At 73.3% G+C, this 25,163-nt stretch carries 24 protein-coding genes and 1 pseudogene; 15 read left to right on the top strand and 10 right to left on the bottom strand.

Annotated elements, in window-relative coordinates; translation table 11 throughout:
- Positions 1–150 precede the first annotated feature (150 nt).
- The 5 genes from ACIRF8_RS13135 (at position 151) to ACIRF8_RS13155 (ending at position 4,081) form a co-directional block, all read left to right on the top strand.
- On the top strand, positions 151–702 hold the full coding sequence (locus tag ACIRF8_RS13135; protein WP_404214038.1) for a DUF5134 domain-containing protein: 552 nt from the start codon (positions 151–153) through the stop codon (positions 700–702).
- An 86-nt stretch (positions 703–788) separates the two neighbouring features.
- Positions 789–1,724: a M56 family metallopeptidase gene (locus ACIRF8_RS13140; RefSeq protein WP_404214040.1), complete on the top strand. Its 936-nt coding sequence runs from the start codon at positions 789–791 to the stop codon at positions 1,722–1,724.
- A gap of 34 nt (positions 1,725–1,758) precedes the next feature.
- Positions 1,759–2,430, top strand: coding sequence for a phosphatase PAP2 family protein (locus ACIRF8_RS13145; RefSeq protein WP_404214042.1), 672 nt, complete (start codon positions 1,759–1,761; stop codon positions 2,428–2,430).
- Positions 2,431–2,469: 39 nt separating this feature from the next.
- Positions 2,470–3,168 carry an HAD family hydrolase gene (locus ACIRF8_RS13150; RefSeq protein WP_404214273.1) on the top strand — a complete coding sequence of 233 codons (699 nt, stop codon included), beginning with the start codon at positions 2,470–2,472 and terminating at the stop codon, positions 3,166–3,168.
- Between the two features lie 205 nt (positions 3,169–3,373).
- Entirely contained in the window at positions 3,374–4,081 is a 708-nt protein-coding gene (locus ACIRF8_RS13155) for a TetR/AcrR family transcriptional regulator (protein ID WP_404214044.1), read from the top strand.
- Here ACIRF8_RS13155 and ACIRF8_RS13160 read toward each other — a convergent pair.
- Positions 4,069–5,574 (bottom strand): LVIVD repeat-containing protein, encoded by a 1,506-nt coding sequence (locus ACIRF8_RS13160; protein WP_404214046.1) that lies wholly within the window; start codon positions 5,572–5,574, stop codon positions 4,069–4,071. The two genes, ACIRF8_RS13155 and ACIRF8_RS13160, sit on opposite strands and share 13 nt — an antisense overlap.
- Positions 5,575–5,648: 74 nt before the next feature.
- Here ACIRF8_RS13160 and ACIRF8_RS13165 point away from each other — a divergent pair, with 74 nt between their 5' ends.
- Positions 5,649–6,317, top strand: coding sequence for a DUF305 domain-containing protein (locus ACIRF8_RS13165; RefSeq protein WP_404214048.1), 669 nt, complete (start codon positions 5,649–5,651; stop codon positions 6,315–6,317).
- A gap of 219 nt (positions 6,318–6,536) precedes the next feature.
- Here the strand turns inward: ACIRF8_RS13165 and ACIRF8_RS13170 are convergent.
- Positions 6,537–6,761 (bottom strand): annotated as a pseudogene (locus ACIRF8_RS13170) (hypothetical protein); the annotation flags it as partial.
- Positions 6,762–6,946: 185 nt separating this feature from the next.
- On the opposite strand from ACIRF8_RS13170, the gene ACIRF8_RS13175 reads away from it, so the two are divergent.
- A complete protein-coding gene (locus ACIRF8_RS13175) occupies positions 6,947–8,296 on the top strand; it encodes an NADP oxidoreductase (RefSeq protein ID WP_404214050.1) in 1,350 nt (449 codons plus the stop codon).
- A gap of 110 nt (positions 8,297–8,406) precedes the next feature.
- Positions 8,407–9,795: a nucleobase:cation symporter-2 family protein gene (locus ACIRF8_RS13180; RefSeq protein WP_404214052.1), complete on the top strand. Its 1,389-nt coding sequence runs from the start codon at positions 8,407–8,409 to the stop codon at positions 9,793–9,795.
- Here ACIRF8_RS13180 and ACIRF8_RS13185 read toward each other — a convergent pair.
- Positions 9,709–10,089, bottom strand: a complete 381-nt coding sequence (locus tag ACIRF8_RS13185; RefSeq protein ID WP_404214054.1) for an ArsR/SmtB family transcription factor — start codon at positions 10,087–10,089, stop codon at positions 9,709–9,711. The two genes, ACIRF8_RS13180 and ACIRF8_RS13185, sit on opposite strands and share 87 nt — an antisense overlap.
- A gap of 104 nt (positions 10,090–10,193) precedes the next feature.
- On the opposite strand from ACIRF8_RS13185, the gene ACIRF8_RS13190 reads away from it, so the two are divergent.
- Positions 10,194–11,273 carry an NADH:flavin oxidoreductase/NADH oxidase gene (locus ACIRF8_RS13190; protein WP_404214056.1) on the top strand — a complete coding sequence of 360 codons (1,080 nt, stop codon included), beginning with the start codon at positions 10,194–10,196 and terminating at the stop codon, positions 11,271–11,273.
- Between the two features lie 47 nt (positions 11,274–11,320).
- On the opposite strand, the gene ACIRF8_RS13195 is transcribed toward ACIRF8_RS13190, so the two are convergent.
- The 3 genes from ACIRF8_RS13195 to ACIRF8_RS13205 are packed head-to-tail and all read right to left on the bottom strand — an operon-like array spanning position 11,321 to position 13,627.
- The gene (locus tag ACIRF8_RS13195; RefSeq protein ID WP_404214058.1) at positions 11,321–11,563 is read right to left on the bottom strand and encodes a non-oxidative hydroxyarylic acid decarboxylases subunit D; all 243 of its coding nucleotides are present in this window, start codon (positions 11,561–11,563) and stop codon (positions 11,321–11,323) included.
- A 31-nt stretch (positions 11,564–11,594) separates the two neighbouring features.
- The gene (gene vdcC, locus ACIRF8_RS13200) at positions 11,595–13,022 is read right to left on the bottom strand and encodes a non-oxidative vanillic acid decarboxylases subunit C (RefSeq protein ID WP_404214060.1); all 1,428 of its coding nucleotides are present in this window, start codon (positions 13,020–13,022) and stop codon (positions 11,595–11,597) included.
- Positions 13,023–13,024: 2 nt separating this feature from the next.
- Complete coding sequence (locus tag ACIRF8_RS13205) at positions 13,025–13,627, bottom strand: non-oxidative hydroxyarylic acid decarboxylases subunit B (protein ID WP_404214062.1); 603 nt, start codon at positions 13,625–13,627, stop codon at positions 13,025–13,027.
- 84 nt (positions 13,628–13,711) lie between these two features.
- Here ACIRF8_RS13205 and ACIRF8_RS13210 point away from each other — a divergent pair, with 84 nt between their 5' ends.
- The 4 genes from ACIRF8_RS13210 to ACIRF8_RS13225 all read left to right on the top strand — a co-directional run bounded on the left by ACIRF8_RS13210 (position 13,712) and on the right by ACIRF8_RS13225 (position 17,606).
- Positions 13,712–14,638 carry a helix-turn-helix domain-containing protein gene (locus tag ACIRF8_RS13210; RefSeq protein WP_404214064.1) on the top strand — a complete coding sequence of 309 codons (927 nt, stop codon included), beginning with the start codon at positions 13,712–13,714 and terminating at the stop codon, positions 14,636–14,638.
- Positions 14,639–14,674: 36 nt separating this feature from the next.
- Positions 14,675–15,118, top strand: coding sequence for an RrF2 family transcriptional regulator (locus tag ACIRF8_RS13215; protein ID WP_404214066.1), 444 nt, complete (start codon positions 14,675–14,677; stop codon positions 15,116–15,118).
- 74 nt (positions 15,119–15,192) lie between these two features.
- Entirely contained in the window at positions 15,193–16,383 is a 1,191-nt protein-coding gene (locus ACIRF8_RS13220; RefSeq protein ID WP_404214068.1) for a globin domain-containing protein, read from the top strand.
- 134 nt (positions 16,384–16,517) lie between these two features.
- Positions 16,518–17,606 carry a WD40/YVTN/BNR-like repeat-containing protein gene (locus ACIRF8_RS13225; protein WP_404214070.1) on the top strand — a complete coding sequence of 363 codons (1,089 nt, stop codon included), beginning with the start codon at positions 16,518–16,520 and terminating at the stop codon, positions 17,604–17,606.
- Between the two features lie 25 nt (positions 17,607–17,631).
- On the opposite strand, the gene ACIRF8_RS13230 is transcribed toward ACIRF8_RS13225, so the two are convergent.
- Positions 17,632–18,309 carry a uracil-DNA glycosylase gene (locus tag ACIRF8_RS13230; protein WP_404214072.1) on the bottom strand — a complete coding sequence of 226 codons (678 nt, stop codon included), beginning with the start codon at positions 18,307–18,309 and terminating at the stop codon, positions 17,632–17,634.
- 164 nt (positions 18,310–18,473) lie between these two features.
- Here ACIRF8_RS13230 and ACIRF8_RS13235 point away from each other — a divergent pair, with 164 nt between their 5' ends.
- Positions 18,474–19,475, top strand: a complete 1,002-nt coding sequence (locus ACIRF8_RS13235) for an N-acetylglucosamine kinase (RefSeq protein WP_404214074.1) — start codon at positions 18,474–18,476, stop codon at positions 19,473–19,475.
- Between the two features lie 129 nt (positions 19,476–19,604).
- The gene (locus ACIRF8_RS13240) at positions 19,605–20,540 is read left to right on the top strand and encodes a sirohydrochlorin chelatase (RefSeq protein WP_404214076.1); all 936 of its coding nucleotides are present in this window, start codon (positions 19,605–19,607) and stop codon (positions 20,538–20,540) included.
- A gap of 88 nt (positions 20,541–20,628) precedes the next feature.
- Here the strand turns inward: ACIRF8_RS13240 and ACIRF8_RS13245 are convergent, their stop codons facing one another.
- The 3 genes from ACIRF8_RS13245 to ACIRF8_RS13255 all read right to left on the bottom strand — a co-directional run bounded on the left by ACIRF8_RS13245 (position 20,629) and on the right by ACIRF8_RS13255 (position 25,133).
- Positions 20,629–21,687, bottom strand: coding sequence for a lactonase family protein (locus ACIRF8_RS13245; protein WP_404214078.1), 1,059 nt, complete (start codon positions 21,685–21,687; stop codon positions 20,629–20,631).
- A gap of 125 nt (positions 21,688–21,812) precedes the next feature.
- A complete protein-coding gene (locus ACIRF8_RS13250; RefSeq protein ID WP_404214080.1) occupies positions 21,813–23,312 on the bottom strand; it encodes an FUSC family protein in 1,500 nt (499 codons plus the stop codon).
- A 216-nt stretch (positions 23,313–23,528) separates the two neighbouring features.
- The gene (locus ACIRF8_RS13255; protein WP_404214082.1) at positions 23,529–25,133 is read right to left on the bottom strand and encodes an amino acid ABC transporter substrate-binding protein; all 1,605 of its coding nucleotides are present in this window, start codon (positions 25,131–25,133) and stop codon (positions 23,529–23,531) included.
- Between the last annotated feature and the right edge of the window lie 30 nt (positions 25,134–25,163).

A 25,163-nucleotide genomic window follows, 5' to 3' on the forward strand; every position in this document is an offset into this window, starting at 1 on the left:
GACTGCTCGGCGTGACGGAGCTCGGCGTGAGGGAACTCGGCCTGGGAGCGCTCGGCGCCGCCGCGCGACCGCCAGTGCTCCCTTGCGCCGCCATACGCACCCGCGTGCCCGGGCATCTCCCCCAGAGCCGCAGGAAGAGGGGGAACCGGGGTGCACGGACCGCTGTCGGCCGCCTGGCTGCTCGTCGCGCTGTGCGCGGCGACCGGCGCGTACTGCCTGCTGCGCATGCGCAGCACGGTCGAGGAACAACGCCGCACGGCGGGCGGCGAGGCGCTCATGGGGTTCGGGATGGCGCTGATGGCCGTACCGGCCGCCGTCCTGACACCGCCGACTTGGGCCTGGCTGCTCTACGCGGCCGTCTTCGGGACCGCCGCGCTGCGCGCCCTGTGGGCGGCGCGACGCGGCGCCCACCACCTGCACCACCTGGTGGGCACGTTCGCCATGGCCTACATGGCGGTGGAGATGGCGGCGCGCCCGGCGGCCCACGCCCATCCCGGCGGCGCGGGCACACCGGCCCTCACCGGGGCGCTGCTCGCGTACTTCGGGGGGTACGTCCTGTGGTCCGGGGCGCGCCTCGTGCCCGCCGCCGCCACGACCGGCGCCGCCCCCGCCCTCACCGGCTGGGGCGACCGTCCCGAGCTGGCGCGGGCCTGCCGGCTCTCCATGGGGATCGGCACGCTGGCCATGCTGCTGACCATGTAGAGGAGCACCGTTCGAAACCGTGGCGTAGGTCACTTGCCGCGCCAGGTCGTATCCCCGGCGCGGGCCCGCCTCATAGGCTGACGACCATGACGGTCCCCGTGGCGCTGTTGCTGCTCGGCACCCTTCTCGCTGTTGTCGCCCCGCGCCTGCTCGCGCGCGCCGACTGGCCCGAGCGGGAGCCGGTCGTCGCGTTGTGGACGTGGCAGTGCGTGGTGGCCGCCGTGCTGCTCTGCTGCGCCCTGTCCATGGCCCTGAGCGCGGCCTCCGCGTGGCAGGCGGTGCGCGGCCATCTGTTCGCGCCCGCCCCGCACGCGGTCGTGGACGCCTACGCGTTGCGTACCACCGGGCCCTGGGCGGCCGGGGTCGCCGTGGCGCTCGCGCTCGGCGGGGTCTGGACGGCCGCCATGCTGGTGCGTGAGGTGCGCGGGGCGCGGGCCCGGCGCCGGCGCAGCCGGGCCGAACTCCAGGCACGGGCGCCCCTGTTGCCCGGCGAGGAGCCGGGGCCCGACCGGCTCGTGGTGCTGGAGGGCGGGCGGCCCGACGCCTGGTGGCTGCCCGGCGCGACGCCCCGACTGGTCATCACCACCGCCGCGTTGCGCCGCCTGAAAGGGCATCAGCTCGATGCGGTGCTCGCGCACGAGCGGGGCCACGCGCGGTGGCGGCACGACTGGCTGCTGCACTGTTCCGGCGCGCTGGCCGTCGGGTTCCCGCAGGTGCGGGTGTTCGCCGCGTTCCGCGACGAGATGCACCGGCTGGTCGAGCTGGCCGCCGACGACGTGGCCTCGCGCCGTTTCGGCCGGCTCACGATCGCGCTGGCACTGGTCGAACTCAATGAGGACAGGGGCGTGTTCGGGCCCTGCCCCACGCCGCACACGCATGTCCCGCAGCGCGTGCACCGGCTCCTCACGCCGCCCTCGCGGCTGACACCGGCCCATCGGCTGCGGCTGACCGCGGCGGCGGCGCTGGTGCCGCTGGCCCCCCTGCTGGTGACCTTCGTGCCGGGACTGCGCGCGTTGGGATAGTGTGCGCCGCCCGAAACGGGTCAGGATCTTCCCCATGTACCCGGCGCGACTCCCTCCCCCGCCCCGGCCGCACGCCCCGCTCGCGGCGGCGCTCGCGACGGCCTGCGTCCTGCTGCTGCTCCTCGTGGCGGCCCGGTGGAGCCCGCTGACGGCGGCGGACACCGACATCGCCCGGGCCCTGCACCGCGAAGCGGTCGCCGCGCCCGGGCTCACCCACGCCAACCGGGTCCTGTCCGACTGGGTCTGGGACCCGTGGACGATGCGCGCCCTGTGCACGGCGATCGCGGCGTTCGTCGTGTGGCGGCTGCGGGACCGGGTGCTCGCGGCGTGGCTGCTGGTGACCTGCGGGCTGGGCGCGCTCGTCCAGCAGTTCCTGAAGGCGGCCGTCGACCGGCCCCGGCCGGTGTGGCCCGACCCGGTGGACTCGGCGCACTACGCGGCGTTCCCCTCGGGCCACGCGATGACGGCGACGGTCGTGTGCGGGCTCGCGCTGTGGCTGCTGCGCCGCCACGGGGCCGGGCCCGCCCTGTGGGGCACGGCCCTGGCCGCCTCGGTGGTGTCGGTGCTCGGCGTGGGCCTGACCCGGGTCTGGCTCGGGGTGCACTGGCCCTCGGACGTGCTGGGCGGCTGGCTGCTCGGGGCCCTGACGGTGACCGTGTCGACGGCGGCGTACGAGAAGTGGCGTGGTCCGGACGGCCGCCCTTGACCGGCCGGTTCGCGGCCCCACAGGATCGCACGCATGGCGATCGAAGCGGTGCTCTTCGACTTCTCGGGGACTCTGTTCCGTATCGAGTCCACCGCGTCGTGGCTCCGCGCGGGGCTCGACGAGATCCGGCTGACGCTGTCCGACGCGGAGTTCACGCGCGCGGCGCGGGCCCTGGAGGAGGTCGGGGCGCTGCCCGGCGGCACGACGGCGCACCCCCCGGTCCCCGCGCACCTCGCGGAGCTGATGGCCGTCCGTGACGTGGACGCCACCCGGCACCGTGCCGCGTACACGGGCCTGGCCCGCGAGGTCCCGCTCCCCGACGAGCGGCTCTACGACGCCCTGTACGACCGCCACATGCGGCCGGCGGCCTGGCAGCCGTACCCGGACGCGCCCGACGTGCTGTCGGCGCTGCGCGGGCGCGGGGTCCCGGTGGCCGTCGTCAGCAACATCGGCTGGGACGTCCGCCCCGTCTTCGCGGACCACGGACTCGACCCGTACGTCGACGCCTACGTCCTGTCGTACCGGCACGGCGTCACGAAGCCGCACCCCCGCCTGTTCGCGGCGGCGTGCGAGGCGCTGGGCGTGGACCCGCGCTCGACCCTGATGGTGGGCGACGACCGGCACGCGGACAGCGGCGCGGCGGCGCTCGGCTGCGCGGTGCACTTCGTGGACCATCTGCCGGCGGCCGACCGCCCGGACGCCCTGCGCCCGGTGCTCGACCTGCTCGCCACCCGGTGACCCGTCGACCGCGCGCTCCGGCGGCCGGATCGCCCCCCGGGCAGCGCCGACACCGTCCGGAGGACGACCCCATGAGGCGGCCGTATCGGACGATCCCCCGCGTCGCCCGATACGGCCGGCCCACCCGTGCGCACCGCGCCCTGAGGGCCGTGCCCGGGCCGCGCTGAGTATATTGGCTGTGAGCCAGTCAACGCAGGAGTCAAGAATGTCCCCCCGCAGCCCAGAGGTCAATGAGGAGTTGCGTCGGCGTTCCCGTGAACGGCTCCTTCAGGCGACGCTCGAACTCGTCGGGGAGCGCGGGTACGACGCGACGACCCTCGGCGCCATCGCGGACCGGGCCGGCTCGGCGCGTGGTCTGGTCTCGTACTACTTCCCCGGCAAGCGGCAGCTCTTGCAGTCCGCCGTGCACCGGCTGATGCACAGGACCCTGGAGGACGCCCTGGAGTGCGAGCCGCGGACGCAGGACGGGGACGAGCGGCTGGCCAGGGCCGTCGACGCGATCCTGGGCCTGGCCCGGGACCAGCCGCTCCTCATGCGTACGCACATGGCGGGCATCCTCCAGGCCGAGGGGTTCGTGCAGTGCCCCGAGCAGCAGCGGCTCGCGGCGCTGTTGCGCGACACCGTCCTGCGCCACGGCACGCTCGACGTGGAACGGGACTATCCGCTGCTGCGCGCCGTCCTGATGGGCGCGGTGTACGCGATGCTCGTACCCGGTGCGCCGATGCCGATGGCGACGCTGCGTGCCGAGCTGTTCCGCCGCTACGGCCTGGAATGGGAGCGGGGCTTCCCGCCGGGCGACGGGGAGTCGCCCGGGGAGAGCCCCGCGCACGGCCGGCCGGCCGATTTCTCACGCTACTTCGAGCGGTCGCGGCCGGCCGCCGACCTCGACGGTGGGACGGATCAGTCGAAGTAGTCGGGCTGCGTCTGGACGTTCAGCTCGTCCAGGCGGATCCGCTTGGCCGGATCCGTGCGCTTGTCGTTGACCTTCAGGACGTCGAAGCCCTTGCGGATGTCGTTGGAGTAGATGTAGCCGTTGTAGTAGTACGCCGACCAGGAGCCGCCGACGACCAGCGCGTCGGTGGTGGCCGGGCCGCGCTCGAAGTAGCCGATCTCCTTGGGCTTGGCCGAGTCGGTGAAGTCCCAGACGGAGACGCCGCCCTGGTACCAGGCCTGGACCATGAGGTCCTTGCCCTTGACGGGGATCAGCGAACCGTTGTGCGCGACGCAGTTCTCGGTGTCGGCCTGGTGGCGCGGGATCTTGAAGTAGCTCCTGAAGACGAGCTTGCGCTTCTCGCCCTTGCCGACGATGTCGTAGATGCCGTCCGCGCCGCGGTCGGGGCCGATCGTGGCGTTGCAGGTGGCGGCCGAGCCGCCCCCGAGCTCGTCGGTGAAGACGACCTTGTCCGCCTTCTGGTTGAAGGTCGCCGAGTGCCAGAACGCGAAGTTCACGTTGTCCTGGACCTGATCGATGACCTTCGGGTTCTCCGGGTCCTTGATGGAGAAGAGGATGCCGTCGCCCATGCAGGCACCGGCGGCCAGATCCTTGGAGGGCAGCACGGTGATGTCGTGGCAGCCCGTGGTCTTGGAGACGCCGGGGTTGGTGGGGGCGCCCGGGTTGCCGCCGCCGTCCGCGCCCTCACCGGGGAACAGGACGGGGAAGTTCACCACGGCCGCCTTCTGCGGGGCCTTGCGCGGCACCTTGATGACGGAGATGCCGTCGTGCGGTGGCTGGCAGTCGGGGAACGTCGCGTTCGGCGAGTACGAGGAGACGTAGATGTAGACGTCTCTCTTCTCCGGCACCAGGGTGTGGGTGTGCGAGCCGCACGCGGTCTCGACGGCGGCGACGTACTTCGGGTTGCGCTTGTCGCTGATGTCGAAGACCTTCATCCCCTCCCACGACGACTTCTCGGTCGCGGGCTGGGTCGTGGAGGCACAGGAGTCGTCGCTGCGCGAGCTGTCCGTGGAGAGGAACAGCAGGTTCCCGGAGACCGAGACGTCGTTCTGCGAGCCCGGGCACAGGACCTGCGAGACGGTCCTGGGCGCCTTCGGGTCGCTGATGTCGTAGATGCGGAAACCGTCGTAGTTCCCGGCGAAGGCGTACCTGCCCTGGAACGCGAGGTCCGTGTTGAGACCGGGGAGCACGTCCTTGGGGACGTTGGTGAGGTGCTCGATGTTCGCCGAGTGGACGATCTCGTCCTGGCCGGGTATCTCACCGGCGGCGATCGCCGTCCGCGCCTCGGTCTCGGCGCTCTTCGACACGCTCTTGGGCGCGGCGGGCCTGTCGCCCGGATCGGGTGTGGCCGACACCGGCCCCGCGGCCAGGAGGGCGGCGAGGAGGCCGGCCGCGGCCACCCCGACTCCCAGGCGTCTGCGGCGCGTTCGGGTGGAGTCCTGCAACAGGGTCACTGGTGTCTCCCTGACTGACGATGACGTCGTCGGTAGGTGAACGGTTCACGGATCCCCCGAGTATCGTCTGCATCATGCACAGATCAACAGATGGCAACGAACTCGTCATCAAAGTTGCTGTTCCCGCGCTCCTCGCGGCGCTGACCTTGGGGTTGACCGCGTGTGACGCGGGGGGCTCGGCGGACCACAACTCCGCTGCGTCGAGCGGCCCTTCGGTCATCGCGCCGGGCAGACCGGGAGAGGCCGCGGAGACGCTGTCGGCGCAGGACGCGCAGCGGCGCGGCGCGGACGACCGGCCCAATACGGCCGACGTCCGATACGTGCAGATGATGATGCAACACCATCAGCAGGCGTTGAAGATGACCGAACTCGCCCCGGAACAGGCCGAGTCGGGTGCGCTGAAGCGTCTCGCCGAGCGGATCGCCGCCGCCCAGGGGCCCGAGATCGAGTCGATGCGCGGCTGGCTCAAACAGCACGGGCGCGAGGAGACCCCCTCGGGGCACGCCGCTCACGCGTCGATGCCGGGGATGGCGAGCGCGGCGCAGTTGAAGGAGTTGCGGGCGGCGCGCGGCAAGGACTTCGACGCGCTGTTCCTGAAACTGATGATCACACATCACCAGGGGGCCGTCACGATGGCCACGGAGGTCAAGAGCGAGGGGAACGACGTACAGGTCGAGGAGATGGCGGACGACGTGATCGCGCAGCAGACGACGGAGATCAGCCGGATGCGCGACTTGGTCTGAGCCTGCCCCTGCCTCAGCCGGCGAGCAGAGCCCGCAGCCACCGCTCTTCGCGTCGCTCGATGTACGGCGCCCCGGCACAGGGACCAACCGACGGCGCTCCGACTCGGCGAGACCGTAGGCGTCGGGTAAGACGCGCAGTCGGTCCGCCGCGTCCGGGCTCCGCCGGTCCGGATGCGCGGACAGCGGGACGAACCCGTGGACGGCGTAGGCGACATCCCACAGGCGTGAGCCGGGAGCCGCCGTGTCCCGGTCGATGAAGGCCCACCGCACCTCACCCGCGACCACAAGGTTCCAGGGGGCCAGGTCGTTGTGGGCGATGATGTCGCTGCCCTCGGCGGGGATCAGCGGCTGCCACCGCGCATCGGACGGCGGCGTGAAGTCCCGCACGGAGTCGTGGAGGCGCTGCGCCGAATCCCCCCTCGTGCAGGTGGGCGAGCAGGGCATGCACGGCGGGAGTCCATGGCCCGGCCGGACGGCGAACGGTGTCCCCGACGCGAGGCGTCGGAGAGCCGTTCCCGCGTCCCCGTCCGCGCGAAGCGACCGGCTCCCCGTCCCGGCCCGGGGCCTCCCCCGTGGCGGCCACCGGTGTCATGCTGAGGACAGCAGCGCACCCGCGGAAGGAGCCGCCAGTGCCGCACATCGCCGTCGTCGGTTCGGGGCCGAGCGGGGTCTACACCGCCCAGAGCCTCGTACAGCCGGGCGGGCTCCCGGGCGCCCGCGTCGATGTGCTCGACCGGCTCCCGTGCCCGTACGGCCTTGTGCGCTACGGCGTCGCGCCCGACCACGAGAAGATCAAGTCGTTGCAGGGCACCTTGCGCGCGGTGCTCCAGGACGAGCGGGTCCGCTTCCTCGGGGGCGTCGAGGTCGGCCCCGCGCTGCCGCCCGCCAAGGTGCTCGAACTGTACGACGCGGTCGTGTACTGCGTGGGCGCCGCGGCCGACCGGCGGCTCGGGATACCCGGTGAGGACCTGCCGGGGAGCTGGTCGGCGACCGACTTCGTCGCCTGGTACAGCGCCCATCCGGACGCTCGCGACGAGGGTTTCGTCCGGGGCGTGCGCACGGCCGTCGCGATCGGCGTCGGCAATGTGGCGGTCGACGTGGTGCGCATGCTGGCCCGCGGCGCCGCCGAGCTCATGCCCACCGACATGCCGCAGGCGGCGCTCGGCGCGCTGGCCGCGAGCGAGGTGCGGGATGTGTACATGGTGGGCCGGCGCGGCCCGTCGCAGGCCCGCTTCACCACCAAGGAACTACGGGAGCTCGGCGCCCTGCCGGACACCGAACTCATCGTGGAAGAAGCCGAGTCGGCCCTCGACGGCGGCTACCGCGAGCCCGCCGGGCTGCCCGCCGCCGCCCGCCGGAACGTGGAGGTGCTGCGCGGCTGGGCCGGCCGGCCGCGCCGGGGCGCCGCCCACCGGATCCACCTGCGGTTCTTCCTGCGGCCCGTCGAGATCGTCGAGGGGCGCGGCCGGGTCGCGGGGGTGCGTTTCGAGCGGACCCGGCCCGACGGGCTCGGCGGCGTGAGCGGGACGGGCACGTACGAGGAGGTCGGCGCCGAGCTGGTGCTCAGGTCGGTGGGGTATCGCGGGGTGCCGGTGGAGGGGCTGCCGTTCGACGCGGTGCGCGGGACGGTGCCGCACGCGGCGGGGCGGGTGCTGCGCGGCGGCCTCGTCTCCCCCGGCGAGTACGTGGCGGGCTGGATCAAGCGGGGCCCGACCGGGGTCATCGGCACGAACCGGCCCTGCGCCAAGGAGACCGTGGCGTCCCTGGTGGCCGACGCTCCCGCGCTGATCGGCGCACGATCCGCGCGGGACCCGCTGGAGGGACTGGTCGCCGCCGGGGCGCGGCCCGTCGAGTGGGACGGCTGGCGGGCGATCGAGCGGGCCGAGGCCGCGCTCGGGGCGTCGCTGGGGCGCGGCTCCGTCAAGATCCAGGACTGGGCGGGGCTGTTGGGCGCCGCGCGGGAGGACCGGCGGGCCTGACACCTGTCGGCAACACCGCCGAAATCAACAAATCGTTTAAGCCGAATACGGTCTCGTGCTGCCGCCCCTCCCCACCCCGTCCTCGTGACGACCCCGGTCTTGGAGCACGTATGACGCATCCGGTCGATCAGGTCCCGCCCACCCGCCATCTGCTGACGTTCGGGCTCCAGCACGTGCTCGCGATGTACGCCGGCGCGGTCGCCGTGCCGTTGATCGTGGGCGGCGCCATGAAGCTGTCGCCCGCCGATCTCGCGTATCTGGTCACCGCGGATCTGCTGGTGTGCGGGATCGCGACGCTGATCCAGTGCGTGGGCGTGTGGCGGTTCGGCATCCGGCTGCCCATCGTGCAGGGCTGTACGTTCGCCGCCGTCTCCCCGATGGTGCTCATCGGCACCACGGGCGGCGGGCTGCCCGCGATCTACGGTGCGGTGATCGTCGCGGGTCTCGCGATGATGCTGCTCGCCCCGCTCTTCGGACGGCTGCTGCGCTTCTTCCCGCCGCTGGTGACCGGCACCGTGATCCTCATCATCGGGGTGTCGCTGCTGCCGGTCGCCGGCGACTGGGTCGCGGGCGGCGCGGGCGCCGAGGACTTCGGGGAGCCGAGGAACGTCGGGCTCGCCGCGCTCGTCCTGCTGGTGGTGCTCGCCGTGCAGCGCTTCGCCCCCGCGTTCCTGAGCCGGATCGCGGTGCTCGTCGGCATCGTCGTCGGCATGCTCGTGGCGATCCCCGCCGGCTTCACGGACTTCGGCGGGGTCGGCGACGCGGACTGGGTGGGCGTCAGCACGCCGTTCCACTTCGGGGCGCCGGAGTTCCACGGCGCGGCGATCGTCTCGATGCTGGTCGTCGCGCTGGTCAGCATGGTCGAGACGACCGGTGACTTCATCGCGGTCGGCGAGATCACCGACCGGCCGGTGTCACCGCGCGCGCTCGGCGACGGACTGCGCGCCGACGGCTTCTCGACCCTGCTCGGCGGCGTCTTCAACACCTTCCCCTACACGGCGTTCGCCCAGAACGTCGGCCTCGTGGGCATGACCCGCGTACGCAGCCGCTGGGTCGTCGCGGCGGCGGGCGGCATCCTCGTCCTGCTCGGTCTGCTGCCCAAGCTCGGCGCGGTCGTCGCGGCGATCCCGGCGCCGGTGCTCGGCGGCGCGGGCCTGGTCATGTTCGGCACGGTCGCGGCGAGCGGCCTCAGGACCCTCGCCGAGGTCGACTTCCGGGGCGGCCACAACCTGACCGTGGTGGCCGTATCGGTCGCGGTCGGCGTGCTTCCGGTGGGCGTGCCGGAGGTGTACGCGGGGTTCCCCGACTGGTTCCGCACGGTGATGGACAGCGGGATCAGCGCGGGCTGCGTCACCGCGATCGCGCTGAACGTCCTCTTCAACCGCCTGCCGGGCAGGGCCGGTGCGGCGGGATCAGCCGGCGTGACCGTCGAGCCGGTCGGCCTGCCGGGTGGCCGCGTCGAGCACGCTGTCGAGCAGCCCGGGAAACAGGGCGTCTAGATCGTCCCTGCGCAGCCCGTTCAGCTTGGTCGTGCCGCGGTAGACCTGCTCGATCACGCCGCTCTCGCGCAGCACCCGGAAGTGGTGCGTGGAGGTGGACTTGGTGACCGGCAGGTCGAAGTGCGAACAGGAGAGCCCCGGGGAGTCGGCCCCCTGGGCGGTCGCCATCTCGCGGACCACGGCGAGCCGCATCGGGTCGGACAGCGCGTGCAGCACCGCTTCGAGGCGGATCTCCGCACGGTCGGGGTGCGCCAGGGTGCGGCCTGCTGGGGTGCGCGCTGCGGCGGTCGTCATGGCGCTCATTGTACGAGGTTCTTCGTAGTTTGACAGTTGCCGTACTACGAGGCCTATCGTACGAGGTACGCATCCGAGCCGTACCCGTACGAATGGAGCCCGCCGTGAGCGCGCTGTTCGAGCCTTACACCCTGCGATCGCTGACCGTCCCGAACCGCCTCTGGATGCCTCCGATGTGCCAGTACAGTGCCGCCCCCGAGGGCCCGCTGACCGGCGCCCCCACGGACTGGCACCTCCAGCACTATGGCGCCCGGGCGGCCGGCGGGACCGGCCTGATCATCGTCGAGGCGACGGGCGTCAGCCCCGAGGGCCGGATCTCCCCCTACGACCTGGGGATCTGGAACGACGAGCAGGTGGACGCCTTCCGCCGGATCACCTCGTTCCTCAAGTCGCAGAACACCGTCGCGGGGATCCAGCTCGGCCACGCCGGGCGCAAGGCGTCGACCGACCGCCCCTGGAAGGGCGGCAAGCCGCTCGGCGCCGAGGAGCACGGGTGGCAGGCCGTGGCGCCGAGCGCGGTGCCCTTCGACGAGGAGCACCCGGTGCCGACCGAGCTGACGGTCGACGGCATCGAGGAGATCGTCGAGCAGTTCGCGGACGCCGCGCGGCGGGCGCTCGACGCCGGGTTCGAGGTCGCCGAGATCCACGGCGCCCACGGCTATCTGATCGGCCAGTTCCTCTCCCCGCACAGCAACCGGCGCACGGACGCGTACGGCGGCAGTTACGAGAACCGCACCCGCTTCGCCCTGGAGGTCGTCGACGCGGTGCGCGCCGTGTGGCCGGACGGGCTCCCCCTGTTCTTCCGCATCTCCGCGACCGACTGGCTGGAGGAGAACGGCTGGACCGCGGACGACACGGTGCGCTTCGCCGCCGAGCTCAAGGCGCGCGGCGTCGACCTGATCGACGTGTCGACCGGGGGCAACGCCGCGGGCGTCCGCATCCCGGTGGGGCCCGGCTACCAGGTGCCCTTCGCGGCGCGGGTGCGCAACGAAGCGGGCGTGCCGGCCGCGGCCGTCGGCCTGATCACCGAGGTGCAGCAGGCCGAGAAGATCATCGTGGACGGCGAGGCCGACGCGGTGCTGCTCGGCCGCGAGCTGCTGCGCGACCCGTCCTTCGCCCGGCACGCGGCGCGCGAACTGGGCGCCGACGTGCACGTGCCGGACCAGTACCACCGGTCCGTCTGAGCCGTACCGCGGCGGGCGGCGCCCTCGTGGCGCCGCCCTCGTCGTTCTCACACGGAGCGCAGCGGCGGTATCGCCGGCACCTCGATGGCCTGGTCGATGTCGGCCTGCGTCAGCTTGAAGCCGTCCGGGTAGGCGTCGCGCCGGGTGCGCCGGGCGGGCTCGGTGGTGCGCCAGGTGTAGAGGCAGCGCTCGCACTGGAGCACGTCCCAGACGCCGGGGACGGGCGAGGTGGCGAGCCGGCCGATCTCCTCGTAGGCGCAGCGGGGGCACTCGGTGGGCCTGTCGTTCACGGGAGTTGACCTTCCTGAGGGCGGTACGGGTTCAGTGGCGGGCCGCGATGAGGCGCTGGAGGCGGGCCGCCCATTCGGCGGTCTCCGGCAGGTCCTTGGCCGGGGTGGAGAAGTTGCCGCGGACGTCGGGGGCGACCGGTGTCGTGGCGTCAATGATCATCTTGCTGGTGATGCCGGCGGGCTGGGCGGCGGGCGCGAGTTCGAGGACCGAGAGGTTCGGGATGACGACCACGTCGTCCCTCGGGTTGACCTTCGCGGACATCGCCCACATGACCTGCGGCAGGTTGAAGGGGTCCACGTCCTCGTCGACGAGGATCACCTGGGAGACGTAGCCGAGTCCGTGCGGGGTCGTCATCGCGCGCATGCCGACGGCCTTCGCGAAGCCGCCGTACCGCTTGGCGGTCGAGATCACCACCATCAGACCGTGGGTGTACATGGCGTTGACGGCCTGCACCTCGGGGAACTCCGCGCGCAGTTGCTTGAGCAGGGGCACGCAGGTGTTGGGGCCGACGAGGTAGTCGACCTCGGTCCACGGCATGCCCAGGTAGAGCGACTCGAAGACGGGGTTCGTGCGGTACGAGACGCGCTCGACGCGGATGACCGGCATCCGGCGGCCACCTGAGTAGTGCCCCGTGAACTCCCCGAAGGGGCCCTCGATCTGCCGCGTGCGCGACTCGATGACGCCCTCGATGACGACCTCGCTGCCCCAGGGCACGTCGAAGCCGGTGAGCGGCGCGGTGGCGATCGGCGCGGGCGCTCCGCGCAGGGCGCCGGCCATCTCGTACTCGCTCTGGTCGTACGCCATCGGCATCCCGGCGACGATCGCCATGACGGGGTCGTTGCCGAGGGTGATCGCGATGGGCAGGTCCTCGCCGACCTCCTCGGCCTTGCGCAGGTGCTGCGCCACGTCGTGCATGGGGACGGGCTGGAAGGCGAGGCGGTCGCGGCCGATGACCTGGATGCGGTACGTGCCGACGTTCTGCTTGCCGAAGTCGTCCGGGGCCTCGGGGTCGCGGGAGACGACGGCGGCCTTGTCCAGGTAGAAGCCGCCGTCGCCGTCGTTGAGGCGGAAGAGGGGCAGCACGGAGAAGAGGTCGACGTCCGCGCCCTCCTGGGTGTTCTCGCGCCAGGGCGCGTCCTCGCGGCGTTCGGGCGCGACGGGGAAGGCGTCCCAGCGCCGGGCGAACTCCTCGACCTGCTCCTTGACCGGCGTGTTGCGCGGCAGTCCGAGGGCGAGCGCGTGATTGGCCCAGGAGCCGTGCACGTTCAGGGCGATACGGGCGTCCGTGAAGCCCTTGACGTTGTCGAAGTACAGGGCGGGGGCGTTCTCCCCGATGCGGCCCGTCGCGTTGGCGGCGGCGGCCAGATCGGGCTCGGGCAGCACCTCGTCGGTGATGCGAAGGAGTTGCCCCTCCTTCTCCAGCGTGGCGAGGAAGCTGCGCAAGTCGTCGTAGGCCATTCTCAAGTCCTTTGTCCGGTACGGGGATTGTCGGCGCGGGCGGCGCGCATGCCTGCCCAGCGCCGGGCGGCGGGCGCGGGCAGCTCGAACTGGTCGAGGATGCGGGCCGTGACGTGGTCGACGATGTCGTCGACGCTCCGCGGATGGTTGTAGAAGGCGGGCATGGGCGGCACCAACTGCACGCCCATGCGGGCGAGTTCGAGCATGTTCTGGAGGTGGATCTCGCTCAGCGGCGTCTCGCGCGGGACGAGGACGAGCTTGCGGCGCTCCTTGAGGACGACGTCGGCGGCGCGTGCCACGAGCCCGTCGGCATAGCCGGTCCTGATGCCCGCGAGGGTCTTCATGGAGCACGGCACGATGACCATGCCGTCGGTGCGGAACGAGCCCGAGGAGATGGTGGCGCCCTGGTCGTCGGGGTGGTGCGTGACGTCGGCGAGCGCGGACACGTCGGCGACGGACAGGCCGGTCTCCAGCTCGATCGTGGTGCGCGCCCAGCGGGAGAGGACCAGATGGGTCTCCACGTCGGGCAGCTCGCGCAGGTTCTCCAGGAGGCGGACACCGAACGGCGCGCCCGTCGCTCCTGTCATGCCGACGACCAATCGCACGGGACCTCTCCTCACACGTCGCTGACCTGTGCTTTCACGCTAGGCGGCACGGCGGCACCGGCAGCGGTACGCTCGGGACTCGACATGGGGAAAATCGGACAGGATGCGGGCGCGGTACCGGGCGCGGACGTCAGGGAGCTGGCGTACACGCCGAATGTCGGCGCGCCCGCCGGGGTCGAGGTGATGGAGCTGGCCGGCCTGTACGAGCGGGCGCGGCGGCACGGCAACGACCCGTACGTCCCCTCGCGCCCCGCCTTCCACCAGCTCATCGGCGCCCGGGGCCGGCCGGTGCGGATGGGGGTGGACTTCGTCGAGCAGGAGCTGCGGCCCGGGTCGTGGCTGTGGATCCGGCCGGGGCAGGTGCAGCGGTTCCGTGCCGACCTGGCGGCGGCGGACGGGGTGATCGTGCTGTTCCAGCCGGGCTTCCTGCCGCCCGCGACCGTCTCGGCCGCGCACATGGACCCGCCGTACGAGCAGCGCCCCCTGACACCGCGCGGAGCCGACGCCGAGGCGGTGGCGCGGGCCCTCGACCATCTGCGCCACGAGTACGGGGCGATGGCCTCGCTGCCGCTGAAGGCACACACCGAGGTGTTGCGCGCCCTGCTCTCCGTGCTGGTGGTGCGCCTGGCGGCGGTGCGTGATCCGGCGCCGAACGCGGCGGCGGTCTCGGGGACGTTCCGCCGCTTCCACGCGGCGGTCGAGCGGGACCACGCGGTGACCCGGCGCGTCGAGGACTACGCGGCGGCCCTCGGCTACAGCCCGCGCACGCTGACCCGGGCGACGCTCGCGGCGACGGGCCGCACCGCCAAGCAGTACGTCGACGACCGGGTCCTGCTGGAGGCCAAGCGCCTGCTGTGGCACAGCGGTCTGTCGGCGCGGGAGGTGGCGGGCCGGCTCGGGTTCGCCGATCCGAGCGACTTCACCAAGTTCTTCCGGCTGCGGGCGGGCGAGACTCCGGGTGCGTTCCGCGGCGGCGGGCGGGACGCTCCCGCGACCGGTGACGCACCGTAATTTGCCTTGGGTATGCAACTTTCATAGCGTGCGGTCATGCGGCTGACACGCTTCACCGACCTGGCCCTGCGGGTGCTGATGCGCCTCGCGGTGGAGCGCGGCGATCTCCCCACCACACGCGAGGTCGCGGGCGCCCTGGACGTGTCGTACACGCACGCCGCCAAGGTCGTCGCCAGACTCCAGCACATGGGCCTCGTCGAGGCGCGGCGCGGCCGGGGCGGCGGGCTCGCGCTCACCGCGGCCGGCCGGGACGCCTCCGTGGGCGCCGTCGTCCGGGAGCTCGAAGGGCCCGGCGACGTCGTGGACTGCGAGGGGACGACGCCGTGCCCACTGCGTTCGGCGTGCCTGCTGCGCGGGGCGCTGCGGCAGGCGCAGGAGGCGTTCTTCGCGTCCCTCGACCCGCTGACACTGCGCGAGCTGGTCGAGGCACCGACCGGGCCGCTCCTCCTGGCCCTCTCCCCCACGCCACCGGCGGACTGACCGCACCCCCGCGCGCGGGCGGCGTCGTCGCGCGCCCTAAAATGCGACTCTCACATTCACATTAAGGGGCGTCGATGCTCACCGAACCCTCGGCCCTGGTCGTCCGCGCCACGCTTCCCGCTGTCGGCGCCGCCATCGAGGACATCACCGGCCTCTTCTACGAGAAGCTGTTCGCCGCCCACCCCGAACTGCTGCGGGACCTGTTCAACCGCGGCAACCAGGCGGCGGGGTCCCAGCGGCAGGCGCTCGCCGGTTCCGTCGCGGCGTTCGCCACGTACCTCGTGGACCACCCGGAGGACCGGCCCGACGTGATGCTCCGGCGCATCGCGCACAAGCACGCCTCCCTCGGGGTGCGGCCCGAGCAGTACCCGGTCGTGCACGAGCACCTCTTCGCGGCCATCGCCGAGGTCCTCGGGGACGCGGTCACCCCGGAGGTGGCCGCCGCCTGGGACGAGGTGTACTGGCTCATGGCCAACGCCCTCATCGCGATCGAGACCCGGCTGTACGAGCAGCGGCAGGTGGTCGACGGGGACGTGTGGCGGGAGTGGGAGGTCGTGGCCCGCACCGAGGAGACACCGGACGTCGCCTCCTTCCGGCTGCGTCCCGCCGACGACCGCCCCGCGCCCGATTTCCGCGCCGGACAGTACGTCTCCGTACAGGTGCGACTGGCCGACGGGGCACGGCAGATACGTCAGTACAGCCTGACCGACGCGCCCGGCCCCGAGACCCGGTCGATCGCCGTCAAGCGGGTGCACGGCACCGCCGCGACCCCCGACGGCGAGGTCTCTTGCCACCTCCACGAGCACGTACGCGTCGGCGACCGGCTGCGCCTCTCCGCCCCCTACGGGGAGCTGACCCTCGACCCGGACGGCGCGCCCCTGCTGCTCGCCTCGGCCGGTATCGGCAACACGCCGATGCTGGCGATGCTCGGCCAGTTGCACGCCGACGGGCACACCGGCCGCGTGACGGTCGTGCACGCGGACCGCTCCCCCGACACGCACGCGCTGCGCGCCGAGCACGAGGCGCTGACCGCGAAGCTGCCCGGCGCGACGGCGCACTTCTGGTACGAGCGGCCCGGCTCCGGTCACCGCACCGGCCTCGTCGACCTCGCGGACGTGCCGGTGGCGGCCGGTACCCGCGCCTACCTGTGCGGCCCGCTGCCCTTCATGCGGGCGGTGCGCGGACAGTTGCTCGACAAGGGCGTGGCCGCCGCCGACATCCACTACGAGGTGTTCGGCCCCGACCTGTGGCTCGCCGCGGGCTGAGCGCACGGGCGGACCCGCCGTCCGCCCGCGGGTGACCGCCCCGCCCGCGGTACAGCCACGTCCACGGCCATTGTCAGTGGCGGGGTGCAGACTGACCGACACCTGGAGACAACGACGTTTCGGAGGTGTTCGGCATGACCGATGTACTGCTGGCCGTGGGCACGCGCAAGGGCCTGTTCCTGGGGCGCAGGCGGGGCGGCGCCGCCTGGGAGTTCGACGAGAGTCCCTACTTCAACGCGCAGGCGGTGTACGCCGTCGCTCTCGACACCCGCACGGACCGGCCGCGGCTGCTCGTGGGCGGGGACAGCGCGCACTGGGGACCCTCCGTGTTCCACTCGGACGACCTCGGACGCACCTGGACCGAGCCGTCCTCGCCCGCCGTCAAGTTCCCCAAGGACACGGGGACTTCGCTGGAGCGGGTGTGGCAGCTCCACCCGTCGGCCGCCGAGCCGGACGTCGTGTACGCGGGCACGGAACCGGCGGCGCTGTACCGCTCGGCGGACCGGGGCGAGACGTTCGAGCTGTGCCGCCCGCTGTGGGAGCATCCGACGCGGTCCCGGTGGGTGCCGGGCGGCGGCGGTGAGGGCCTGCACACGGTCCTCACGGACGCGCGGGACGCGCGCGCGCTGACCGTGGCGGTGTCGACGGCCGGGGTGTTCCGCTCCACGGACGGCGGCGAGAGCTGGTTCCCGTCCAACTCCGGGGTGTCCGCCGTCTTCCTGCCCGATCCGGACCCCGAGTTCGGGCAGTGCGTGCACAAGGTGGCGCGGGACGCGGCCGACCCGGACCGGCTGTATCTGCAGAACCACTGGGGCGTGTACCGCAGCGACGACGCGGGCGCGAAGTGGACCGACATCGGGGCGGGGCTGCCGTCGACGTTCGGCTTCGGCGTCGCCGCGCACCCGCACCGCGGCGACACCGCGTACCTCTTCCCGATCACCGCGGACTCGGACCGGGTACCGGCGGAGCGCCGGTGCCGGGTCTACCGCACGCAGGACGCGGGCGGGAGCTGGGAGCCGCTGACCAAGGGGCTGCCCGAGGGCGACCACTACGGCACGGTCCTGCGGGACGCGCTGTGCACGGACGACGCGGACCCGGCGGGCGTCTACTTCGGGAACCGGAACGGGGAGGTCTACGCGTCGACCGACGACGGTGACAGTTGGCGGCAGGTGGCGTCCCATCTGCCGGACGTGCTGTGCGTACGGGCCGCCGTCGTGGGGTGAGACCCGGGAGCGGTCCTGGCAGGGTTCAGGGCAGGCGCCAGTCGACAGGCTGCGCGCCGAGCCCGGTCAGCAGTTCGTTGACCCGGCTGAAGGGACGGGAGCCGAAGAAACCCCGGTCCGCCGACATGGGCGAGGGGTGCGCGGACTCGATCGCGGGCAGGTCCCCGAGCAGCGGGCGCAGATTGCGCGCGTCCCGCCCCCAGAGCACCGAGACGAGCGGCCGGTCACGGGCGACCAGGGCGCGGATCGCCTGCTCCGTGACCTCTTCCCAGCCCTTGCCGCGATGGGCGCCCGGGGAGCGCGGCGCGGTCGTCAGCGCCCTGTTGAGCAGCAGCACGCCCTGCCGCGTCCAGGGCGTGAGGTCACCGTTGGACGGCCGGGGCAGCCCCAGGTCCGCGTGCATCTCGCGGAAGATGTTCTCCAGGCTGCCCGGCAGCGAGCGGACCTCGGGCGCCACGGCGAAGCTCAGCCCGATCGCCATGCCCGGGGTGGGGTACGGGTCCTGGCCGACGATCAGCACCCGGACCTCGTCGAAGGGCTGCTGGAACGCGCGCAGCACGTTCGCCCCGGCCGGGAGATAGGTACGACCGGCGGCGATCTCGGACCGCAGGAAGTCGCCCATGGTCGCGATGCGTCCGGCCACGGGCTCCAGGGCTTTCGCCCAGCCCGCTTCGACAAGTTCGTTCAAAGGTCGCGCTGCCACGACGCGTCACTCTACTGCCCCGCGGCGAACCCGTGACCGACGGGGAAGGCCCCGCACACGCGGGCGGCGGGCAGCGCTACTCTTCCTCCTCGACCGTGCCGTCCTCGCTCCTGCCCGTGAGGGGCCGGACGCGGGGAACGGACGGGAAACAGAAGGGAATCCGGGTGCGCTCAGCGAACCAGACGCGGGCCGCGGCGACCGCGGCCGACGCGGAGCGCTGGGTGCTCGGTGTCGACTCCGGCGGTTCGGGCCTGCGGGTCGCGCTCGCCCGCGCCGGCGACCTCACCGGGGCCGCGACCACCGTGTCCCGCGAGCCGGTACGCACCGGGGCGACCGGCATCGACCCGGACCATCTGCTGGAGCAACTGCTGCCCATGGCACGCGCGTTGCTCGACACGACCGGCGCTCCCGCGCCCGCCGCCGTCACCGTCGGGGCCGCCGGGATGGCGACGCTCGGGGACGGACTGCGCGCCGAGCTGCCGGACGTCCTCAAGGGCGAGCTGGGCGTGGTGCGGCTCGCGTTGGCCGGGGACGCCGTGACCGCGTACGCGGGCGCCCTCGGTCAGCGGCCCGGCGCGGTCGTCGCCGCGGGCACCGGCCTGATCGCCCTCGGCACGGACCTCGCCACCTGGCGCCGGGCCGACGGCTGGGGACACCTGCTCGGCGACAGCGGCGGCGGCGCCTGGATCGGCCGGGCCGGACTCGACGCGGCCATGCGGGCCCACGACGGGCGGCGCGGGGCGAGCGCGGCGCTGCTTGCGCTGGCCGAGGAGCGGTTCGGGCCGGCCGGCGAGCTGCCGGGGCGGATCTATCCGCGTACCGACCGGCCCGCCGCGCTGGCCTCGTTCGCGCCGGACGTGGCCCGTTGCGCCGGGCACGACCCGGTCGCCGCCGGGATCCTGCGCGAGGCCGCGCGGCACATCGCCGACGCCGCGGCGGCGGCCCGCCCGGCGGAGGGCGGCGACGTCGCGCTCACCGGCGGCCTGTTCAGGATGGGCGAGCCTCTGCTCGCCCCGCTCCGCGCGGAGCTGGCGGACCGGCTCCCGGGCGCCACGGTGACCGACGCCGTCGGCGACCCCCTCCACGGGGCGCTCGTGATCGCCGCCGCCCTCGCCGCGGACGACCTCAGGCTGCCGCGGGAGGGGCGCCTGCTGCACGTCCCGTAGGTCTCCTCGCACCCTGTCGGACCAGGACACTTGAAGCATCCGTAACTGAACGGACAATCACGGACGGATACCGCTCAGCTCCCCCCTGACCGCGCAACGGGGCCGGGCGAGCCAGTAGCATGCGGCGCCATGAGCTCCCCCACTGGGCCCGCTTCCGGCCTGCCTGTACGAATGCCGCGACCTCGACAGCCCGGACGCCACCGCCGTCCGGAACCCGTGGCCGCCCCCGAGGGCGCACCGGCCCTCGTGCTGGCCGTGCCCGGCACGCCCAGCGCCGCGACGCGCATGCTCGCCGACGAGGTCGTGAGCATCGCCCGCTCCGAGCTCCCCGGTCTGGACGCGCGCGTCGGCTTCGTCGACGGGGAGACCACCGACTTCCCGGTGTCCGCCGAGTTCCCCTCGCTGGCGTCCGTGCTCGCGTACGCCGCGAAGGAGCGCACGGCCCGCTACGAGCGGGCACTCGCCGCCGGTGTCGAGGCGACGGCGCCCGAGGGCCCGGTCGCGGTCGTCGTACCGCTGCTCGCGGGCCCTGACGGCGCGCTGCTGCGCCAGGTCCGCCAGTCCATCGCCGACAGCCGCGTCGCGGCCGAGCTGACGGACGTCCTCGGCCCGCACCCGCTGCTCGCGGAGGGGCTGCACGTGCGGCTCTCCGAGGCCGGTCTGGCCCGCGCCGACCGGGCCCGGCTGTTCACCGTGGCGACGGCCGCGGACGGCATCATCCTCGCCTCGGTGGGCGGTGACGAGGCGGTGCAGGCCGCCGGGATCACCGGGATGCTGCTCGCCGCGCGCCTGGCCGTGCCGGTGATCGCCGCGGCCCTGGACGAGGAGGGCGCCATCGCCGCGACCGCCGAGCAGTTGCGCGGTTCCGGCTCGCAGCAGCTCGCGCTCGCGCCGTACCTGATCGGGCCCGAGCTGGACCCGAGCGTGTGGCAGGAGGCCGCCAAGGACGCGGGGTGCTCGGCCGCGGAGCCGCTCGGGGCGTACCCGGCGATGGGGAAGCTGGCGCTCGCCAAGTACACGGCGGCACTGGGGATCACCCCCCAGCCGGTTGCCTCCGGCGGTTGAGCGGCCCGACGTGGGGCCCGGGGCGCGAAGCCCCGGGCCCTTCGTCGTTGCGGCGCCGTCCGCGCGGCCTGTCCTCGAAGGCGGGCTCTCAGGCGCAGGACGGGCGTGCCGCCGCGAACGCCACGCAGGACGCCGCCGGGACGCGGGCCGAACCGGATCTGGTGGGGGTGCCCGTCTCGGGGTCCACGGTGAACCAGGTGACGTCGCCGGAGCGTTCGTTCGCCGCGTAGAGGTGGCGGCCGGAAGGGGCGAGGGCCAGGTCGCGGGGCCAGTGGCCGCCGCAGGGGGTCGTGGAGCGCAGGGTGGGCCGCTCGCCCGACGCGTCCAGCGTGAAGAGGGAGATGACGTCCTCGCCGCGGGTCGCCGTCCACAGGAAGCGGCCGTCGGGCGAGACGACGATCTCGGAGGGGTAGGCGTCGCCGCGCGGGCCCTCGGCCAGGACCGGGACTTCGGTGAGGGCCTTGAGGATGCCGGTCGTGGCGTCCCACTGGCAGACGGTGAGGGTCGGGGCGAGTTCGTTGAGGACGTACGCGTACCCGGCGGACGGGTGGAAGGCCAGATGGCGGGGGCCCGAGCCGGGGCGCAGGGCGGTCTCGTGGTGCAGGGTCAGGCGGCCGTCGGTGAGGACGCAGACCCGGACGGAGTCCGTGCCGAGGTCGACGCTGACGGCCCAGCGGCCACTGGGGTCCGGCACGACCTGGTGGGCGTGCGGGGCCTGCTGGCGCTGCGGGTGCGGTCCTGAGCCGGTGTGCCGCAGCACGTCACGGCCGGCCGCGTCCGGGGTGCCGTCGGCCCGCAGGGGCAGCGCAGTGACGCTGCCGGAGCCGTAGTTGGCGGTCAGCACGTGGTGGTCGCCCCAGAGGGACAGGTGCGTGGGGCCGTCGCCGTCGACCGGCGCGGGGCGGCCGGCCGGGGTCACGGGCGTGGTGTCCGTGCGGAACGCGGTGACCGCGCCCTCCGCCGTCTCGCTGACCGCGTACAGCAGACCACCGGAGACCGCCAGGTAGGAGGGGTCGGGGGTCGCGTCGGTGGCGGCGAGGAGGGTCAGCGAACCGTCCGAGGCGTCGACCTCGGCGGTCACGATGCCTGGTCCGCCCGCCGCGGTGAACGATCCGATGTAGACCCGCCCTGACTGGCTGCCGGTCACTGCTTCCCCTTTCGGCGTGCGGGCCGGGTGCCCGTGCGCCGACGGTAGCAGCGGGTCCGCGCCAGGTCGTGCCGGGGAGCGGGGCACCGGGGGGCGCACCGCCGCGCGGATCGACCGGAGCTGTCCTACGCGCCCAGGCTCGCGCGCCGGTCGCCGCGCAGCGGTACGGCCAGTTCGACGAGGGCCTGTTCGAGGGCGTGCAGGTGGGCCAGGACCGGTTCGGCCTCGGCCGGCCGGGGTGCGGGGTCGACGCCGTGGGCGCGGGAGGCGGGTGTGGTGAGGGCTTCGACGGCGGCCTCCACGCGCCAGCAGGCGGCGGCCAGCCGGGCATCGTGGGAGGCCTCCGGGTCGGCGGCCACGGAGGCGAGCCCGCGTACCTCGCGCGCGCAGTCGTCGAGGAGGGCGAGGACCTGCCGGGCCCTGCCCTTGCGGGCCCGCAGCGGGCTGAACGGGTGCACGAGCGGCGCGAGGGAGAGCCGGACCCGGCCGAGCAGGGCCTCCAGCTCGGCGACGCGGGGCGCGGGGTCGGCGGTGGTGTCCCCGGCGAGCCGGGCGGCGGCCTCGGCGGTGCAGGCGTGGACGCATCGCAGGGCGCGCTCCACCCAGGCGTCGGTGACCGCGTGCGTGGTGACGGGCAGGACGACGAGGACCGCGAGGACGGCGCCCAGCGCGCCGACGGCCGTCTCCGTCACCCGCAGGGCGAGGAGGGCGGGGTCGAGAACGCCGAGGAGCCCGTACAGCATGCTCGCCATGACGGTCACGGCGAGCATCATCCAGGTGTAGGAGACGGCGGCGGTGTAGAAGATCCCGAAGACGCTGACCGCGATCACCACGGCGGCCGCGACCGGCTCGTCGTGCAGGGGTACGGCGACCAGGAATCCCAGGCCGATGCCGAGCAGGGTGCCGAGGAACCGGCGGAACCCGCGGACCAGGGTCTCGCCGCGCGAGGTGGTGTTCACGAACACCCACCAGGTGGCGCCGACCGCCCAGTACCACCGCTGGTCGGAGAGCACCTGACCGACGGCGAGGGCGAACCCGGCGCCCGCGGTCGCCTGGACGGCCTGCCGGGTCGTGATCCGTGCCAGGCCCGTCCCGAAGGCGGGCGCGGGCACGCCCGGTGGCACCGGGATGCGGCGTTCGTAGCACCAGGCGCCGAAGCGGACCGCCGATGCGACGGCGAGCGACATCAGCATCGCCGCGTACAGCTCGGGCAACTGGGCCGGGGCGGTGTGCAGGAACTGCGCCGCGAAGTAGGTCATGAAGGCGAAGACGCCGAGGGAGTGCCCGCGTGGTCCCCACCGGCGCGCGTACACCCCTGCCCCGACGACGGCGAGGAACGCCAGGTCGCGGGCGAGGGGCGTCGCGTGCAGCAGGGCGGCGAGCGCCAGGACCGGCAGCCCGACGACCGGCAGCAGGGCCGTCGTCACCGCCTGCCCGCGCACGGTCGGGTCGGCCACGGTGAACAGGGCGAGCAGCGCGGCCAGGCCGCCGGTGACGGCCCCGGTCAACGAGTGTCCGGCCGCCCCGCAGACCGCCACGGCGAGGCTGATCCCGAGCACCGCGCGGCTCGCGAACCGCAGCCTGGCCCGTCCGGGATCCGGTGCCACGAACGCCCTCTTCAACAACGTGTCCCGCCCCTTTCCGCACACCGGGTGCGCCGTGACATGAGTAAGGCGCCGCGGAGACCCGGGAGGGGTCCGCAGCGCCATCGACACGCTCATCTCAGCATCTGTGGGGCTGGTGGTTCAACAGGGGACGGAAGTCCTGAGCCATTGGCTCAGGTCGGGGCGGTGCACGGCGGCCGATGGAGGGCCAACGGACCACTCGTCGGGCACCTGCGGTCAGCCGTCGCCGCTCGGCACCACGCAGTCCTTCGGCTGCGGGCGCCCTGTGGGCCAGCCGATGCCGACGAAGTCGACCCGGCGGGTCTTCGGATCGAGTTCGACGACGGAGACGGGCTTGTCGTAGGCGTTGCCCGCGTTGGTGAGGCAGATCCAGCCGCTGGCCCCGGTGACGTGGTGGCGGGACTCCAGGCGGGGCCATTCGGCCGTGATCCGGCGCAGGGACGGGACCGCGCCCTCGGTCCCCGGACGGGCGAGGAACACGGCCGCGGCGATCGTCTTGACGCCGTCGTGGACGAGCATGGTGCGGGAGTCGTCGAGGCGCACGGGGCCGATGTCGCCCGCGGTGCCGCTCCCGATCAGCCTGCGCAGGGCCGCCAGTTCCTTGCGGGGCTCCGTGAGATATTCGGGGCGGGAGGCCGGGTCGGGGTGCTCGCGGTCCCAGTCGCGCAGTGCCTTGTCCCAGGCCTGCGGATGGCCGGGGGCCGTGTACTGGACCTTGACGAGGGGCGCGGACGCGCCGGGACCGCCGCGCAGCGTCTCCCAGTCGCTGTCCTTCATGTAGCGGTCGAGGGTGGCGGAGCCGGAGCCGCTGACGATCGTGTACTTCTTTCCGTGGCAGGGCGTGTCGGCGAGTTTCAGGGCGAACAGGCGCAGGTGGACGGGGCGGCCCGCGAAGTACACGTAGTGCGCGTCGGAGTCGCAGATGTTGAGGCTGATCTGGGCGAAGTCGTTGCCTGTGGCGCCGAGTTCGGTGAGCGAGGGCGAGCGGAAGGGCTGGTCCTTGGGGCCCGGCGGACCGGCCTCCTTGTGGCTGAAGGCACGGGCGAGGGAGGCGTTGTAGATGTCGCCCGGGCGGGTGTCCTTGACGAGGACGGTCTCCGCGTCCTTCAGCCCGCCGTGGAAGTCCGCCAGGGCGGCGGCCTGGTCGCTGTTGGTGGAGTTGATGCGGGCCAGACCCGGGTAGGGCTGCCGGTCGGCGCCCGGTTCGGGGTTGGCCGGTTCGTCGCCGCTGATCCGGCTGGCGAGGACGGGGATGCCGAGGTCCTTCGTCAGATGGGCGACGGCGGCCTTGGTCTCCTTGAGGCTCAGGTTGAACCCGGTGACGGCCCGCAGGTTGTCCCGCTTGTCGTGCGCCATGTCCGCCAACTGGTCGACCACCTTGGCCTGTTGGCGGTAGTCGGTGCCCGGGTTGGCGAGGACGAGGCGCAGCAGGGGCACCTGTTCGGAGCGGTTGGCGCGGTACTGGGCCAGGTAGGCGCCCTGGATCTCGCTGCGCAACTGCTTGCGTTCGGCTTCCAGTTGGGGGTGCAGGGGAAGCACCATGGCGACGGTCACGTGGGGCTTGTCGCCGACGAACTTCTCGTTCTCCGCGGCTATCGCCCGGGCCACCGCGGTGATCTCGCGGGTGCCGAAGTCGTAGCCGGAACCGTTGGCGCCGATGCACTCACCGGCGCTCTTCTCGACGCCGGGGGCGCAGCTCTCCGGCGCCTTCGGGCCCGGCCACAGGAGGACGGCGGCCACGATCATCGCGACGGCCGCGGCCACCGTCACGATCCGCCTCAGCAGGGTCGCCCAGAAGACGACGTACAGCGAGTCCCACATGTTCGCCCACCCCTCCTCGTGCCGCTTCGT

The sequence above is a fragment of the Streptomyces sp. NPDC102406 genome (assembly GCF_044765725.1).
Lineage (GTDB): Bacteria > Actinomycetota > Actinomycetes > Streptomycetales > Streptomycetaceae > Streptomyces.